We start from the raw sequence: 16,064 nt of genomic DNA on the forward strand, positions 1-16,064 counted from the left end.
TGGAACTGTGTGATTTAAGAACAAAAGTGCTCACTATAAGTTAATGCTTTTTAATCAAAACAAGAGGGATGAGCATGGAGTACAAGGACTATTACAAAATTATGGGCCTGTCTAAAGATGCGTCCCAAGAAGAAATCAAACGTACCTATCGTAAGTTAGCGCGTAAATATCATCCTGATGTCAGTAAAGAAAAAGATGCTGAGGAGAAATTCAAAGAAGTTGGTGAAGCTTACGAGGTCTTAAAAGATCCTGAGAAGCGTGCAGCTTATGATCAATTAAGTGCTGCTGGCTGGCAAGCTGGGCAAACTGGATTTGAGCCTCCGCCTGACTGGAATGCAGGCTTTGAGTTTCATGGTGGTGGTTCAGGTGGAAATACTTTTGGAGATGCTGATTTCAGTGACTTCTTTGAAAATCTATTTGGACAAGCTGGGGCCAGACATCAATACAACGCGAGTGGTCATGGACGTTCCGCATATCAAGCTAGGGGACGAGATACTCACGCCAAAGTGTTTATCGACATTGAAGACGCCTACCGAGGTGCTTCCCGGAGTCTCACCATAAAATCGACGGTACTCGATAAAAATGGTCACCCTGAATTAAAAAATCGTACGCTCAATGTCAAAATACCCAAAGGGGTTAAGCAAGGACAGTACATCAGGTTGCAAGGACAAGGCAGTGTTGGCACTGGTGGCGGTTCATCGGGCGATTTATATCTGGAAATAGAATTCAATCCACACTCTCACTATCAAGTAGATGGTTCAGATGTCACGCTAGAATTACCAATTACACCTTGGGAAGCAGCGCTTGGCAGTAAAATAAATCTACCGACACCTGGGGGCAATGTTGAACTCAAGATCCCAGAAGGATCGTCCAGCGGTAAACGGATGCGTCTTAAGGGGAGAGGCATTCCAAGCAAATCTCCTGGTGATTTTTATGTCATTTTAGAAATTGCCATGCCTGAACAATTGAGTGACAAAGAAAAGTCTTTATATCAGGAGCTCCAAAAAGCATCGTCCAATTTCAATCCTCGTTATAAGTTAGGGGGTATAAGATGAATAATGATGTTATTGAATCATATACTGGGATCATTGTAGATGACGGCGAAACGGTGTCATTGATTAAGCTGAGTCACTGTTGTGATTTGTCGGTAGAGGAAATTTTAACAATGGTAGAGTATGGCGTTATCGAGCCATTGAATTTTCAAACAAGTCACATCCGTTGGGAGTTTAATAGTAGTAGTATCGTGCGGGTAAATATTGCCACTCGACTGCAGCGTGACCTTGAGGTGAATTTAGCGGGTGCCGCACTGGCACTTGAACTATTGGATGAGATAAAAACGCTGCGTTCTACTTAAAGTTTAGTCTTAATAGTAATGTGGCATTTCAATTTTTTGGTGCGTTCTTGATGCAGGAAAACTGTAAAACCTGAAATAAAACCACCTACTTTTTAACTTTTTTGAATAGTGATGCTCTGCGGGAATTTTGCGGGGATAAGTTATCAAAAGTTATGCGTTGTGGTGCAAAATACGCAACGAGTGCATCAGTAAAGTTTAATAAAAACATTAGCTTAATGTTGTATTTCAAAACTGATAATCCCATGGTCCCAGGTTCGAGTCCTGGGGGGGCACCAATTACACTAAGCGGTTAGTCGATTTTCGGTTAACCGCTTTTTTGTCTGCGGGTTTTTTGCATGGGATTAACCGGAAGTTCTCTATGACACTTCGGATAATCTAGCCCTAAAATTATTTGGCTATAATATTACTGTGAAGCAGCCTTTTGACGATATCTGGCATATAAGTGCGGCGGATGGTTATGGCATAAAAGTTTTCGAAAACATTAGGCAAAATTTGATATTCAGCTAGTCGACCACTGCTAATTTCGTCTTTGACAACGACACTAGGTAGGGCTGTAACGGCACCACTATCCCGAACCAATAATCGTAACATTGCCATATCATCGGCTTCTGCAATGATTTCGGGTTTATAACCTAAAGCGGAACAATAAGCATTGAATCCAGAACGGATTTCTGTGATCTCCGTTGGTAAAACCCATTTCAAGGCATCGTAACCATGCGGAAAGCTAGTCTTCGGTTTGTGTTCGGCCGGCCCAATGATTGAAACTGACTGTCGTGAAACCAGTTGATTTTGCCAGATGGCATCATCATTTTGCTCGTTTACCGAACGATTGGTGAGTACCAAGTCAAGTTCGTGACTGGTCAATCCATTAAGCAAGTTTGTCATCCCTCTCGTCGATAAGGTGAAGCTGACATTGGATTCCTTCAGTAAGGGGCTGATAAAAGTTTCGGTAAAGTTTCTCGAGAGAGTCGTTAATACGCCAATGTTGATATGACGCTGTGCGAATGAATCTCCTTTATTCAGGAATGATTGCAGCTCTTCGCCTGTGGTAAAAATTTCATCTGCATAGTTCAGTACTTTTCTACCCATATCAGTTAGCACGAGTTGTCTGCCAACTCGGTCAAATAACTGGACATCCATAGTGTTCTCAAGCTGTTTAATTTGTTGCGATAGCGCCGACTGTGAGACATGACATTCATTAGCAGTTTGCGTGATACTGCCTGATAGCGCGACACGCCAAAAATAAAAGAGATGGTGATAGTTAATTTTAGCCATAGTTAAGTTAAACTTGTCAATTAATTAATAAATATCTATTTTATTTATGTTATCGCGTTTGACATACTTCCGCCAGCTAAGGAGGTATGTTTATGAGTCAATTCTTTTCCATTCTTATTCCGTTGGTTTTAGCGGCAGGGGCCTTGATTGCAGGTAACCCTAGGCTGACTGAAATCAAGCGGCAAATATTATTGCGAGCCATTTCAATTGCTTTAGGTATATCCACAATTCTGGTGGCTATTGCTTTCTTTAGAATTACTGAACAAAACTCAGAATATCTTTTAAGGCTTAATGCCATCAATCTTACCGTGTTGTTTCTGGTCAGCTTCATGGCCATCATTCTTATTAAATTTTCTGAAGGTTATATGCGTTCAGAAAAGCAATCTCATAAGTTCTGGCGCTGGTTATTACTGAGCCTGACATCGGTGTCTGTTGTTGTGCTGAGTAATAATCTGTTGTTGTTATGGTTGGGTTGGGTCTCAATCAGTCTATGTTTCCATCGCTTGTTATTGTTTTATCCTGACAGACCACGTGCTGTTTTTGCTGCACATAAAAAATTCATTCTCGCGCGGCTGGCTGAGGTATGTCTTCTGGGGGCTGTACTCCTTCTGTATTCTCATCATGGTACCTTCCAGCTGAATGTCCTACTTGACCATTACCAGGGGTTGGCGGCGAAATATGAGTTGAGTTTTGTTGAAAAGCTGGCCGCTTTTCTGATTGCACAAACCGCCTTAATCAAGTGTGCTCAGCTGCCTCTGCATGGCTGGCTGATACAGGTTGTTGAAGCACCGACGCCTATCAGTGCGCTTTTACATGCCGGTATTATTAATCTGGGTGGTTTTCTGCTTATCAGTTTTGCGCCACTGATGGCACTGGCACCGGTCGCCCAGTGGACGCTACTTATTGTTGCTGGCCTGAGCACGTTGATAAGTGCACTGGTGATGGTGACAAGAATCAGCATCAAAGTCCGGCTTGCCTGGTCTACCTGTGCCCAGATGGGACTGATGCTGATTGAATGCGCGCTGGGTCTTTATGAACTGGCATTACTGCACTTGCTTACACACTCACTGTACAAGGCCTATGCTTTCCTGAGCACCGGCGAAGCAGTCCATGACTTTGGCCTCAAGCAGTTGGCACCGCAGAAAAAGGTCAGTTTTGAAAGCGCTGTTATCTGTCTATCTCTGGCCGTCGCGGTTACGGCCGCTATTCCATTGTTAACAAGCTATGACGGGCCACTCAGTGTCTGGCTTCTGGTCAATACAGCGCTAGCTCTGTATCTGGTTTCGGCGTTTAACCAAAGCAATAAACGTGCTTGGTTACCGGCGCTGGTCATCGCTGCTGGTTTGTTGGGTTTCTATTTGGCTGGGAAGTCTTTGCTCGGGAATATGTTTTCATCATTAACTCACACCAACATGTTCTCAGCCATGGATATCTGGCTGATGATCTTGTTCTTATGCCTGTTTTCCCTGACCGTGCAGATAAGGCTTTTTCCTCAGGCCAAACAGACACAAACCCTTTATCGCTGGTTATTTTCCGGCATATATCTGGATGAAATGATGACGCGGCTGACCCTTCAGCTCTGGCCGGTCGTACTGCGTCCCAAAATCAAGCAAAGCAAGACGGAACAAAAATCTATCGAGGAGTCATGGGTATGATTGAAGCAAAAGCAGAGTCGGTCAATGAAGCGAGTAGTGAACAACTTTCAGCCATCCACAATGCCTGCGCCCTGATTGCGCCCAGCTGGCCTTTAGATCGTTTCATCGCTGTTAATGCCTTATGGGAATGTCGTCATCATCCCATTGAGTTGGTTTCCGCCAGGCTCGCGGCTCTGGCTGACGTCAAAACGACCTTGTCTGCAGATGAATTACTAACCCGTTATGACAAGGGCGAGATTTCAGACTCATCGCTGACGACAGCGGCAAAAGCCTATAAAACAACAACCGATATCGAATCACTGAAAGCGGGTTTGAAACAGCCCGGGCCTGATGTCTGGCTGAGTATTGCTGAAATTGCAGATTTGAGTCGAGATCACCACAAGATGCGCTGGCAGGATGAAACGGTGCATCAAATTAGTCAGTTTTGTGGCGAATTTATTAATCAACATCCAGATAACCTGGAAAGCCTTTATTCCCGCTGGCTTGATTTCACCACGCATGATTACGGAATGTCCTTGCTGATGGGCGAAAAACATCTTCGGCAAGCGTTTTTAGACCTGCCTGGTGATTTTGAAAGCCTGTTTGCAGAAGTTGCGGCTGAATTTGAACTCGGCCCCTACGAACTGGAGCTTTACGCACATATGCTGTTGCTAAGTATCAACGGCTGGGCCAGTTACTTCTCATGGCAGCGTTGGGAAAAGACATTACTGGGACAGGAAAGCCAGTATGTGGAGTCTCTACTTGCCATCAGAATGGCCTGGGATCTTATCGTATGGCGTCAGTTAAAAAACAAAGAGACGAAAACAGACTTTCGTACACTGAAGGCACGATGGGTACAACAGAAGTTCCAAATCAACGAACTCATTGATGAGCATGTAGAGCATCTTCGTTTTTTTTGGGTTTGGACGCATGCAGCGGAACTGGAATACCAGAAAAAGCTGCACAAGATTTTGAAAACTCCAGCACGGCCCGGTCAGGCTACCCCAGTGTTGCAGGCAGCATTCTGCATTGACGTTCGTTCCGAACGTTTCAGAAGATCACTTGAAAATCAGAGTCAGGCAATTCAGACCATCGGCTTTGCCGGATTCTATGGGCTGCCAATCAGTTATCAGCCTGCAGACACACCGACAGTGCGTCCTCAGTTACCCGGTCTGGTTGCACCGGCCATCAAGGTCAGTGAGAAAAAAGCGCGTCAGGATCAGCTTCACAACCTATACACGCTGAGCCACTGGAAGAGTTGGGGCAACTCCTCCGTATCGGCGTTCACCATGGTCGAAACTGTGGGCTGGACATATGCGTTCAAGCTACTTAAGGACAATTTTCTCCGCAAGAAAAAAGAGAACCTGATTGATTCACTAAGTCACCATCATGACTGGGAACTACTGAGCCAGGATCAGCCCCTCAGTCTTGAGGATAAAACCAGTCTGGTCAGTGGCGTACTGAAAGGCATGGGGCTTACCCGGCAGTTTGCTCCGACCGTACTTTTGCTCGGTCATGGCAGTGAGACGCGCAATAATCTCCATGCGTCGGGTCTCGATTGCGGTGCCTGTGGCGGACAGACCGGTGAGGTCAATGTGCGAGTGCTGGCGAGTCTGCTCAATGACGCGTCAATAAGACAGAAGCTGGAAGAAGAGGGCATTCAGATTCCCAAAAAGACCCGTTTTGTTGCCGGTTTGCATAACACCACTACGGATGAAGTGAGTTGCTTCGGGGAAATCGACACTGATATCGAGGCTTGGTTGAAACAGGCTTCCAACGCTACGCGTCGTGAACGCGCAGCGACGATGGAGGCGGGACTGCAGGAGCTTGATGACAAGAAACTGGAGAAAGCGCTGTCAAATCGTGCCAGAGACTGGTCAGAAGTCCGCCCTGAATGGGGACTAGCCAACAACGCCGTGTTTATTGTGGCACCACGTGACAGGACTCGAGCATTGCCACTTGATGGGCGAGCATTCCTGCATGATTACGACTGGCATCAGGATCCGGATGCCGCGTTACTGGAGCAGATCATGACTGCACCGATGGTGGTGACGCACTGGATAAACATGCAATACAACTTGTCCGTGGTTGATAACGACTTCTTCGGTAGCGGTAACAAGCTGCTTCACAATGCAGTGAATCAGCATATCGGGGTTTTTGAGGGGAATGGCGGGGATTTGCGGATTGGCTTGCCTTTCCAGTCAATCCACGACGGGAATGAATGGCGTCATCAACCACTCAGACTCTGCGTTTACATTGCTGCTCCAAAAGCGGCGATAGAAAACGTTATCGCCTCACATGAAACAGTTCGACAGCTAGTGGATAACAACTGGTTATTTCTGTTTTGCTGGAATGATGACAACAGCATTGAACGTTATCGTCCCGATTACTGGGAGCTGGTGTAATGAAAACACTCAACCACCTACAGCAACTGGAAGCCGAAAGCATTCATATCATGCGTGAAGTGGCTGCTGGTTTTGAAAACCCCTGCATGTTTTATTCAATCGGTAAGGATTCAACTGTCATGCTGCACCTCGCCCGTAAAGCATTTGCACCCGGCAAAGTACCATTTACGCTGTTACATATTGATACGACCTGGGAATTCGCTGAAATGGCCAGTTTCCGTGATCGACTGATTGACAAGCATGATCTGGATCTCATCGTGCATATCAATGAGGCTGCTTTGACCGAAGGTGTTCATCCGATTGCCTCTGGTTCTGTGGTCTATAATGATTTGATGAAAACGGTCGCCCTCAAGCAGGCACTGGATAAGCATGGTTTTGATGCAGCACTAGGCGGAGCTCGCCGTGATGAAGAGCGCTCCAGAGCTAAAGAAAGAATCTTCTCAATCAGAAACACTTCACATCGGTGGGATCCGAAATCGCAGCGTCCAGAGCTCTGGAACATTTACAACACCAGGATCAATTCCAAAGAAACGGTACGGGTCTTCCCCTTATCTAACTGGACTGAGCTGGATATCTGGATGTACATCTTCAAAGAAAACATCGATATCGTTCCACTCTATTTCGCCAAACCCAGACTTTCATGGGTGGATGAGGGAACCGGCCAGATTCTGGGACTTGATGATCAACGTGTCTTGCCTTATCTCACGGACTCAGAAAAAGCCAGCATAGAAGAACGCTGGATACGCTTCCGAACGCTCGGTTGTTACCCCCAGACCGGGGCGGTTGAAAGTCGGTCTGAAACAGTGGGCGATATCATTATTGAAATGATGAACTCACGAACCAGTGAGCGGCAGGGCAGAATGCTCGATAAAGATCAGGCCAACTCTATGGAGAGAAAAAAGCAGGAGGGTTATTTTTGAAAACGGTAGCTCTTCTAACCAAACATCGTAAATCTCAACAACTGGCACCGGTTTTGTATGAGATTGGTATCGAACTGGTAGAAATCGACTTTTTTGATACCGATCAGCTTGGCACTTTCTCTGGGGAAATACCCAGAAAATTATCTCCCAGAGAATGTGCCTTAGTAAAAGCCAAAAAAGCAGTAGAACTGAGTGGTATTAACGTTGGACTCGGTAGCGAAGGCAGCTTTGGTGGTGGTCCGCTGGAGGGCTTTATGAGCTGGAATCAGGAAATAATTTGCCTGTTTCAGAAAGAACCAGAACTGATAATTTTTGCCCAAGCTGAGGGGCCGACACCACTTAGGGAGCTAACTGCAGAGTCATTAGAAGATTTGAAACAAAAATTGGCTGACTTTGAGAGACAGAAATGGATACTTACCTGCCCGGATGGCATTTTGAAAGGACTCTCAGACACCGAAGTTATTGCTATACATCAAACACCCTATACAGAATGGCCTGTTTATCTGACACCTGATCTCAGAGCAATGAATTCTCCACTCAGACAGATTATGCTGCAAAAAGCTGCTTTAAACCTCGCAGAGCGGCTACAGAGTAAATGTCCGAATTGTGCAGAAATGGATTTTTGGCCTGACGTTAGAGAATTTGGACCGACTTGTGCGTTATGCGGCCAGCCTACCAATGAAGTCAAGGCGCTGGTGAGTTGTTGCAAATCATGTGGTTACAGTGAGTCAGAGCTTAAAAATTTAAATGGAAATCCAGCCTGCTGTAATTACTGTAATCCATAGCAAGAAGAGTCAAATTTATGGTGTTATTTCACTAATAGACCACAACACTGTTACTTATTACGAGAGGTTTTGGGAAAACCCACCTTAAAACAGGATTCCAGAAGCTTTATTCTCAAGTTCATAATCCCTTGTTAGTCCCAGCTTCGAGTTCTGGTGGGATATTCATATGGCCAGGCTGGCAAGTGTAGGATTGAGTCGCACCAAAACAGATTTGGATAAATTCCTCGGCGTCGAGTGAAGCGCCACCGATAAGGCCGCCGTCAACATCTGCTTGGCAGAAGATTGCCGCAGCATTATGGGCTTTGACGCTACCACCATAAATAATTCGAACAGTTTCACTGCTGGCCTGGTCATGTTTGGCAATTCGCTGACGCATAAAGCTGTGTACACTCTGAGCCCATTCCGGTGTAGCAGATTTGCCGGAGCCGATAGCCCATACAGGTTCATAGGCCAGCACTACATTGGCTAATGCTTTTGGCCCTTTATGAGCAATTAAAATATCCAGTAAGCGAGCAATCACTTCCTCCGTCTTGCCTGATTCATAGTCATCTTCTGTTTCGCCGATGCAGATAATTGGAGTGAGATCATTGTTGATTGCCTGGGCGTATTTTTCAGCGACAATTTGATCTAAAACATACTGATCGAGTTCCAGCTTTTCATACAGGCAACGACGTTCTGAGTGGCCAATTAAAACGTAGTGACAGCCAAAGCCTTTAATCATCGAAGCCGAAATCTCACCGGTATAAGGTCCTTCATCATAGGCAGAGACATTTTGGGTGCCCCATTGAAGTCTGGAACCGGACAGCACTTCCTGTGCTTCTCTGAGATACACTGATGGCGGAAACAGAGCGATATCTATTGGTAGGGCGTTTTCACTGCTGGACAGGATGCTGTCAAGCATATGGGCGCTGTGTAAAATATTCTGGAGTAATGTTCGTGGGCTTTCGGTTGGATTGTTCATTTTCCAATTTCCGGCCACCAATGGTTTACGCATAATGTTTACACCTTAGATAAAACGGTTTGGATCACTGGTACTGTTTACGCTTGCTGATGGTAATCAACCACCCGTTCAACTTCATTTTTTGAGCCGAGAATGACCGGTATACGTTGATGAATACTCTCAGGCTGAATATCCAGAATGCGTTGTCGGCCCGTTGAGCAAAGACCCCCGGCCTGCTCAATAATAAAGCCGATTGGATTGGCTTCGTACATCAAACGCAACTTGCCACCTTTGTCTGGCTGACGCTGATCAAGTGGGTAAAGGAAGATGCCGCCACGGGTCAGAATTCGATACGCTTCAGCGACCATAGAAGCGACCCAGCGCATATTAAAATTCTTGCCGCGAGGGCCTTGCCTGCCTTGCATGCATTCATCAATGTAACGTTGCACAGGCGCTTCCCAGAAACGCTGATTGGACATATTGATGGCAAATTCCTGCGAATCTTCGGGGATGGTCATATTGCGATGGGTCAGCACAAACTCCCCGATATCCGGATCCAAAGTAAAGCCATTAACACCATGCCCGGTGGTGAGAATCATCAAGGTTGAAGGACCATATAAAACAAACCCCGCACAAACCTGATGGTTGCCTGGTTGCAGAAAATCTTCCAGGCTGGCATTACGGCCTTCGCGGCCCTTTAATATTGAAAAGATAGTGCCTACGGTCAGGTTGATATCAATATTCGATGAACCATCCAACGGGTCAAACAGAGCGAGATATTTTCCCTTGGGAAAGTGCTCAGGTATGGCAATCGGCTCATCGATTTCTTCAGAGACCATGCCACTAAGATGGCCGGTCCACTCGAGGGCATCAACCATGATGTCGTTGGTAATAATATCCAACTGCTTTTGGGTTTCACCTTGCACATTTTCACTTTCGGCACTGCCAAGCTGACCCGTCATTGCACCACGACTGACGGCATGAGCAATACGCTTGCAAGCACTGGCAATATCACTCAGCAGCATGGTGAAATCGCCAGATGCGTTGGGGATGCTGCGTTGTTGCTCAATAATAAATTGGGTCAAGCTGATATGTGGCTTCATGGTTGTTATCCTTAAAAAACGGTTACGCCATTTACTGCCAATGCCAAAAAAGGCAGAGATTTGTTACGGAGATAAATCAGAGATCTTTGGGGGAAAGCTCTCCTGAGGCGTAACGTTTCACCATTTTTTCCAGTGAAATCACTTTGATTTTGCTGGCATGTCCGGCACTACCGAAAGCTTCATAACGGGATTGGCAGATCGCCTGCATTGCCGTGGTAGCGGCTTTATAGAATTTACGTGGGTCAAAATCGCTGGCATGTTCCGGCTGACCCAGATATTGACGAATTGCACCCGTGGTAGCCATACGTAAATCGGTATCAATATTGACTTTGCGTACGCCAAATTTAATACCGGAGACGATCTCGTCAACCGGCACACCATAGGTTTGAGCAATATCACCACCGTAATTATTAATGATTTGCAGCCAATCCTGTGGTACCGAACTGGAGCCATGCATGACAAAGTGGGTATTTGGCAAACGTTGTTGCAACTTTAGCAGATGACTGATGGCTAACACATCAGCAGTCGGTGGCTTACTGAATTTATAGGCGCCATGGCTGGTACCAATGGCCACAGCCAGCGCGTCGACATGGGTCTGTCTGATAAATTCAACCGCTTCATCAGGATCAGTTAATAACTGACTGTGATCCAGCTTGTCATCCGAACCATGTCCGTCTTCTTCACCCATCATGCCGGTTTCCAGTGAGCCCAGACAGCCTAGTTCGCCTTCTACAGAAACTCCACAGGCATGGGCCATTTCGACCACTTTACGGGTGACGTCGACGTTATAGTCAAAAGATGAAGGTGTTTTCATATCGCTCATCAAAGAGCCATCCATCATCACTGAGCTAAAGCCGGATTGGATAGAGCGTGCACAGACCGCAGGCTCGGCTCCATGATCCTGATGCATCACAACAGGTAAATGTGGATATTGTTCTATCGCAGCTAGAATCAAATGGCGGAGAAATGGTTCACCGGCATAAGAACGTGAACCGGCCGATCCCTGCAGAATAACAGGACTGTCTACGGCGTCAGCTGCCTGCATAATAGCCTGGACCTGCTCCATGTTACTGACATTGAAAGCCGGAATCGCGAACTGTTGTTCAGCAGCATAATCCAGCAGTTGTCGCATTGATATTAACGCCATAAGCCTACCTTTTTATCTTTGCAAATCAGAGGTTTTTTGAAGCAGGATTGGCGCTGAAACTGATTTAAGCCAAAATCACGCCCTTGCCTGAATAAAAACCATAGGCAGTTTAGGCATATTTTTTGGATAAAAAGAAGTTAGATATTTTTATGAAGCGTATAAGAAAAAATTATGTTTAGGTGTAAAAACTAGCGATCGGATAATAGCTGAATACTGTCCTGGGCATTCATTGATTGCGCCAGACTCATTGCCGTCATACCTTCGGCGGATTTTAAATCAGCATTAGCGCCATGAGAGAGTAATAACTCCATGATTGCTGTTTGGTTAAACATAGCCGCAAACATCAGTGGTGTTTTTCCATCAGGAGTGGTGGCATTAACGTCCGCACCATGCTCTATCAATATTTGAGCGATATCTACATAACCTTTAAAAGCCACTCCAGCCAGCGGTGTTTGGTGGCGTAAATTCGCGAGTTCAGGATCCGCACCATGTTGCAGTAACAGTCGGGTAATTGCTCCGTGACCATTATAGGTCGCCAGCATTAACAGACTGTTGCCATTGCTGTCGCGAATATTGGGGGCCAGTCCCAGTTCCAGCGGTTTTTCTAATGCTTCAGTATTACCTTGTCGTGCCAGTTCAAACAGCTGTTGCGCAAGTTCCAGTGTTTCATCATCTAGCGAAGGTTTTTGATTATCTTCGGGTTTATCCACATGTTTATCCTTATCGATTTCTATCTGATAAAAATCTGGCAGAGTTGGGCCGACCTGTAGCTAACAACGTAATCGTCCGGGATTAAATTAAACACAGGTTAATGTGGATCAGTGAAGTGTGTCTATACTGATTGCTCGTGCAATTTATCGACGAACCAAAATAAAGGAAATCAATATGGCTTTTACCGCGACCGATCCAATCAAAATTCTGTTCGCTATTTTACTGCCGCCGTTAGGGGTGTTCCTGGAAGTTGGTTTTAAAGGACATTTTTGGTTAAGTATTTTGTTGACATTGCTCGGATTCATTCCAGGCATTATTCATGCGTTATATGTGATTTTGAAACATTAAAATTGCGATAAAAAAGCCCTGCGGAACGTTATGTCAGCAGGGCTTTTTTCATTTAACTTAACTAAGTAGATTAGTTGAAAAAGCAGGTAAAACTAGTAGTTTTTATTTTCTTCTGCTGATTCTTCGACTGCACCACCGGCAGCCTCTACATCTTCGCCTATGCCTCCAATCGTGTTGCAAGCAGCAAGTCCAAAGATAAAAAACAAAGATAAAAATACAGCTGTAATTTTCATGTTAATTCCTTAGAAAAATGAATGTGTAAAAAGAATTTGGGAAACCCAATCTTTAAGACCAGAGCAAGCAAGCTGACCGAATTGCCTGGTAAATTTTTACAGTCAATTAAGCCGCCTACTCTGTTTGGAGCTACATTTTGTTATTGTATTTTTTCTTCACCCAGATGCTATTTATGCCGATAATGTGGTTAACAGTCAATCCAAAAGAAACGATTATTAATTGATGTCGTGTTTATTGGTTTGAAGAAATTGAATTCATAAGCTTTATTTTCTGTTAAATATAGTCATCTCGAAAAAAATGTGACAGAGTTCACATTGTATTGGCGGAATCTTTTTGAATAAACCATGAATCTGACCATTTTGTGATTCATGTGATTTAGAGCAATCTCGTCTTTTATAGTGTTTAAATCAAACGTTAGACTTCGTTATAACGGCTGTAACCAATGGATGGTTCTGAGAGATATGGTGCCTAAAAAAATAGTTTTAGCTTTATTATCATTCACTCTGCTTTTTAGCTCGACAGGGTATGCTCAAAGTGTGGGTGTGGTAAAAACACTGCTGGGTGATGTGCAGTTAATTCGTGCCGGTGAATTTGTTAAAGTTGGCTTGGGAGATGAAGTCTTTATTGATGATGCATTGCATACCGATAACAATAGCAGTGTAGGGATTTTGTTTAACGACAATACCCGTATCGGTGCTGGCCCCAACACCCGTTTTTCGATTGACAGTTATCATTTTGATAACCAATCACAACAAGGACAGGCAGATTTATCTATTGTTAATGGAACGCTGGCATTAGTTGGTGGCCAATTGACTGCCAAAAGACTGGATGCAGTAAAAGTCCATACACCAACGACGACGCTGACGGCTTCATGTTCAACATTATCAGTAAAAGTCGATCCACTTACTAAAGAAGCGCCATGATGCTGACACATATATTCCGAATGATATCTTTTTTGTTACTTCCCGTATTCATCACCGGATGTAGCGGTTACAGCAGTGCTGTCAATTCATTTGGTCCGGAAACACCTACTTCCGAAATGCGAGAAGAGATTGAAGCACCTATGGTGCTGACAGAGGGCGAATCACCGTTTTGTGCCAAACCGCCGGTAGAAGCAGATCCTGAAATGGAACCTGCGATGGCCGCTTTACCTGCAGAACCTTATCGCGCCCGTCTGTATTTCATCTTTGATACCAGCACGTTTACTCCAGAATCAGAAACAGAGGCTCAAAAAGTCTTTGATGAAATAAAAGCGAGACAAATTGCTGAAGCGATTGTTATCGGACATACTGATACTATGGGGTCTGAACAATATAATATTGGCTTGTCAGAACGTCGCGCACAGAGGGTTCGCCAGGAACTTATACGACGTGGCATTCCGGAAAATATCATTACAACCAAAGGTATGGGCGAATCGGAGCTGTTAATTGAGACTGCCGATGAAGTTGCTGAAGCAAGAAATCGACGTGTTGAAATAGACGTTCGCTGATGGAGTGTTGGATAGATGAACAGAAAAATTAAAGTACTCGCGCTTAGCACCACTTTGTTGACAGGTGTAACGGCTTTTTCTCCGACAATTCTGGCGCAAACGCTGGTTCAGGCCGTCGAGCAGACCATTCAAAGCAACCCTGAAATTCTGGCCGAAGCATATCGTCGATTGAGTGTGAATAAAACAATTGACCAAGCGCGTGCAGGTTACGCTCCAAAAGTTGACCTGAATTTGGGATATGGGCGTGAATATACCAAGAATCCCGCTACACGCCCCGGCAGCGAGACGCTGACGCGAGGCGAGGCCAGCATTACCGCAAAACAAATGTTATATGATGGCTTTTATACCAAAAGTGAGGTCGATCGTACTTCCGCCGCTGCCGACTCTGCCGGGTATGCAGTAACGGATATTTCTGAACGCACCAGCTTGCAGGCAATTGAAGCTTATCTTGATGTTCTGCGTCGACAGGATCTTTTGGAACTGACCCAAACCAATCTGCAATCGCATGAAACGATTTTTTCTCAGATCCAGCAACGGGCTGAGAGCGGGGTAGGCCGTCAGGCCGATGTTGAACAGGCCCAGGCACGTTTATCTTTGGCAAAGTCAAATCTTGAATCACAACTTGGCAATATCGAAGATGCCCGAACCAATTTTCAACGGGTTGTTGGAACAATGCCGGAAGATCTCAGTAACCCCGGTGATGATTGCTGTGACAAAGCCCCTGCCACGCTGGATGATGCGGTAAAAATCGCCTACAACCAGCATCCAACTCTGCGCAGCGCACTGGCGGATCATGAAGCCTCTCTGGCCCAGGAAAATGCGGCTAAATCTGCGTTTCATCCTCGTATCGATTTGGATTTGGGTGCGTCAGCAAATAACAATCTTGATGGTGAGCCAGGCAAAGACAAAGGTCTCTATGCGATGTTCCGCCTGCAATATAACCTGTTGAATGGCGGCGCAGATATGGCCCGGGTAGAACAAATTGAACATTTGAGTGAACAGCAAAAAGAGCTGATTAATAGGGCAAAACGGGAAATTGGGCTGGATGTTCGCCTGGCATGGAATGCATTGGTAAATGCTAACAATCGTTTACCGGGATTACAGCAACGGGTTGAAGCTGCCGAAAAAACCCGTGAAGCGTATGCGTCCCAGTTTCGCGTGGGGCAACGTACCTTAGTTGATTTATTAGATACTGAGAATGAATTGCTTAGCGCCGGAATTGAATATACCGAAGTCTATTATGACCGGATATACGCCTGTTACTGGCTGATGCAATCAATGGGTAAACTGCTGGAAACCATGGCTATCGAACAACGTGAAGAAGCGATTACAGTAGCCAATCAGGAAGCTGATACAGAATAATTAAAAGCGGATATCCGACTAAATCAGGATATCCGCTTCAGTCTAGGGCTTGTTGATCTTTCATCTCCGCCTCTGTTGTGAGCTGAAAAAGCGTCAATCAAGGCACGAGGAGCGCCTTTTGTGAGATACATCCATGTATCTCACCCCATTGGGGCTTGCGCTCAAAAACGTTCATGACGTTTTTGTAGTTGTTCTAAATAAGTGACGAGCAAAGCTTCCGCATCCTGCTCACGCCCCTGACCTACATCCATGTAGGCCACGCAGAGTGGCGCTTTTTCAGTCACAACCCGAAGGGCTGCGACTATTTTTGCGGCCGCCTGCGTTGTCAATCACTTATGTAGGATGGCTACACTGCGT

General features: G+C 45.4%; 17 protein-coding genes. 10 read left to right on the top strand and 7 right to left on the bottom strand.

Going from position 1 to position 16,064, the window contains the following annotated elements; genetic code table 11:
• Positions 1-74: 74 nt before the first annotated feature.
• Positions 75-1,055, top strand: a complete 981-nt coding sequence (locus tag B3S93_RS09725) for a DnaJ C-terminal domain-containing protein (protein ID WP_292402428.1) — start codon at positions 75-77, stop codon at positions 1,053-1,055.
• Positions 1,052-1,354 (top strand): chaperone modulator CbpM, encoded by a 303-nt coding sequence (locus tag B3S93_RS09730; RefSeq protein WP_292402425.1) that lies wholly within the window; start codon positions 1,052-1,054, stop codon positions 1,352-1,354. Before B3S93_RS09725 ends, B3S93_RS09730 begins: the two co-directional genes overlap by 4 nt.
• A 387-nt stretch (positions 1,355-1,741) precedes the next feature.
• Here the strand turns inward: B3S93_RS09730 and B3S93_RS09735 are convergent, their stop codons facing one another.
• Positions 1,742-2,629, bottom strand: coding sequence for a LysR family transcriptional regulator (locus B3S93_RS09735; protein ID WP_292402422.1), 888 nt, complete (start codon positions 2,627-2,629; stop codon positions 1,742-1,744).
• A 92-nt stretch (positions 2,630-2,721) separates the two neighbouring features.
• Between B3S93_RS09735 and B3S93_RS09740 the strand changes: the two genes are divergently transcribed.
• From B3S93_RS09740 to B3S93_RS09755, 4 genes are read left to right on the top strand one after another with little or no spacing between them, the layout of a single operon-like run.
• Positions 2,722-4,284, top strand: coding sequence for an NADH-quinone oxidoreductase subunit L (locus B3S93_RS09740; RefSeq protein WP_292402420.1), 1,563 nt, complete (start codon positions 2,722-2,724; stop codon positions 4,282-4,284).
• Positions 4,281-6,668, top strand: coding sequence for a YbcC family protein (locus B3S93_RS09745; protein ID WP_292402418.1), 2,388 nt, complete (start codon positions 4,281-4,283; stop codon positions 6,666-6,668). The genes B3S93_RS09740 and B3S93_RS09745 overlap by 4 nt, the downstream gene beginning before the upstream one ends.
• On the top strand, positions 6,668-7,588 hold the full coding sequence (gene cysD, locus B3S93_RS09750; protein WP_292402415.1) for a sulfate adenylyltransferase subunit CysD: 921 nt from the start codon (positions 6,668-6,670) through the stop codon (positions 7,586-7,588). The genes B3S93_RS09745 and cysD overlap by 1 nt, the downstream gene beginning before the upstream one ends.
• A complete protein-coding gene (locus B3S93_RS09755; RefSeq protein WP_292354251.1) occupies positions 7,585-8,373 on the top strand; it encodes a DUF6671 family protein in 789 nt (262 codons plus the stop codon). Before cysD ends, B3S93_RS09755 begins: the two co-directional genes overlap by 4 nt.
• 118 nt (positions 8,374-8,491) lie before the next feature.
• Here B3S93_RS09755 and tpiA read toward each other — a convergent pair whose 3' ends face one another.
• The 4 genes from tpiA to B3S93_RS09775 form a co-directional block, all read right to left on the bottom strand.
• Entirely contained in the window at positions 8,492-9,367 is an 876-nt protein-coding gene (tpiA, locus tag B3S93_RS09760) for a triose-phosphate isomerase (RefSeq protein WP_292354253.1), read from the bottom strand.
• A 44-nt stretch (positions 9,368-9,411) separates the two neighbouring features.
• Complete coding sequence (locus tag B3S93_RS09765; RefSeq protein ID WP_292402412.1) at positions 9,412-10,416, bottom strand: class 1 fructose-bisphosphatase; 1,005 nt, start codon at positions 10,414-10,416, stop codon at positions 9,412-9,414.
• A gap of 76 nt (positions 10,417-10,492) precedes the next feature.
• The gene (gene fba / locus B3S93_RS09770; RefSeq protein ID WP_292748707.1) at positions 10,493-11,563 is read right to left on the bottom strand and encodes a class II fructose-bisphosphate aldolase; all 1,071 of its coding nucleotides are present in this window, start codon (positions 11,561-11,563) and stop codon (positions 10,493-10,495) included.
• Positions 11,564-11,751: 188 nt separating this feature from the next.
• Positions 11,752-12,273 (bottom strand): ankyrin repeat domain-containing protein, encoded by a 522-nt coding sequence (locus B3S93_RS09775; protein WP_292748709.1) that lies wholly within the window; start codon positions 12,271-12,273, stop codon positions 11,752-11,754.
• 175 nt (positions 12,274-12,448) lie between these two features.
• Here B3S93_RS09775 and B3S93_RS09780 point away from each other — a divergent pair, with 175 nt between their 5' ends.
• Positions 12,449-12,622 carry a YqaE/Pmp3 family membrane protein gene (locus B3S93_RS09780; protein ID WP_014705602.1) on the top strand — a complete coding sequence of 58 codons (174 nt, stop codon included), beginning with the start codon at positions 12,449-12,451 and terminating at the stop codon, positions 12,620-12,622.
• A 92-nt stretch (positions 12,623-12,714) separates the two neighbouring features.
• On the opposite strand, the gene B3S93_RS09785 is transcribed toward B3S93_RS09780, so the two are convergent.
• The gene (locus B3S93_RS09785) at positions 12,715-12,855 is read right to left on the bottom strand and encodes an entericidin A/B family lipoprotein (protein WP_292354261.1); all 141 of its coding nucleotides are present in this window, start codon (positions 12,853-12,855) and stop codon (positions 12,715-12,717) included.
• A 462-nt stretch (positions 12,856-13,317) separates the two neighbouring features.
• Here B3S93_RS09785 and B3S93_RS09790 point away from each other — a divergent pair, with 462 nt between their 5' ends.
• From B3S93_RS09790 to B3S93_RS09800, 3 genes are read left to right on the top strand one after another with little or no spacing between them, the layout of a single operon-like run.
• Positions 13,318-13,779: a FecR domain-containing protein gene (locus tag B3S93_RS09790; RefSeq protein ID WP_292354263.1), complete on the top strand. Its 462-nt coding sequence runs from the start codon at positions 13,318-13,320 to the stop codon at positions 13,777-13,779.
• Positions 13,776-14,345 (top strand): OmpA family protein, encoded by a 570-nt coding sequence (locus tag B3S93_RS09795; RefSeq protein ID WP_292402400.1) that lies wholly within the window; start codon positions 13,776-13,778, stop codon positions 14,343-14,345. Before B3S93_RS09790 ends, B3S93_RS09795 begins: the two co-directional genes overlap by 4 nt.
• Positions 14,346-14,360: 15 nt before the next feature.
• A complete protein-coding gene (locus B3S93_RS09800; protein WP_292354267.1) occupies positions 14,361-15,707 on the top strand; it encodes a TolC family outer membrane protein in 1,347 nt (448 codons plus the stop codon).
• Positions 15,708-15,868: 161 nt separating this feature from the next.
• Here the strand turns inward: B3S93_RS09800 and B3S93_RS09805 are convergent, their stop codons facing one another.
• Positions 15,869-16,036: a hypothetical protein gene (locus B3S93_RS09805; RefSeq protein WP_292748711.1), complete on the bottom strand. Its 168-nt coding sequence runs from the start codon at positions 16,034-16,036 to the stop codon at positions 15,869-15,871.
• Between the last annotated feature and the right edge of the window lie 28 nt (positions 16,037-16,064).

Origin of the sequence: Methylophaga sp. UBA3613 (assembly GCF_002375415.1) — a bacterium.
GTDB lineage: Bacteria > Pseudomonadota > Gammaproteobacteria > Nitrosococcales > Methylophagaceae > Methylophaga.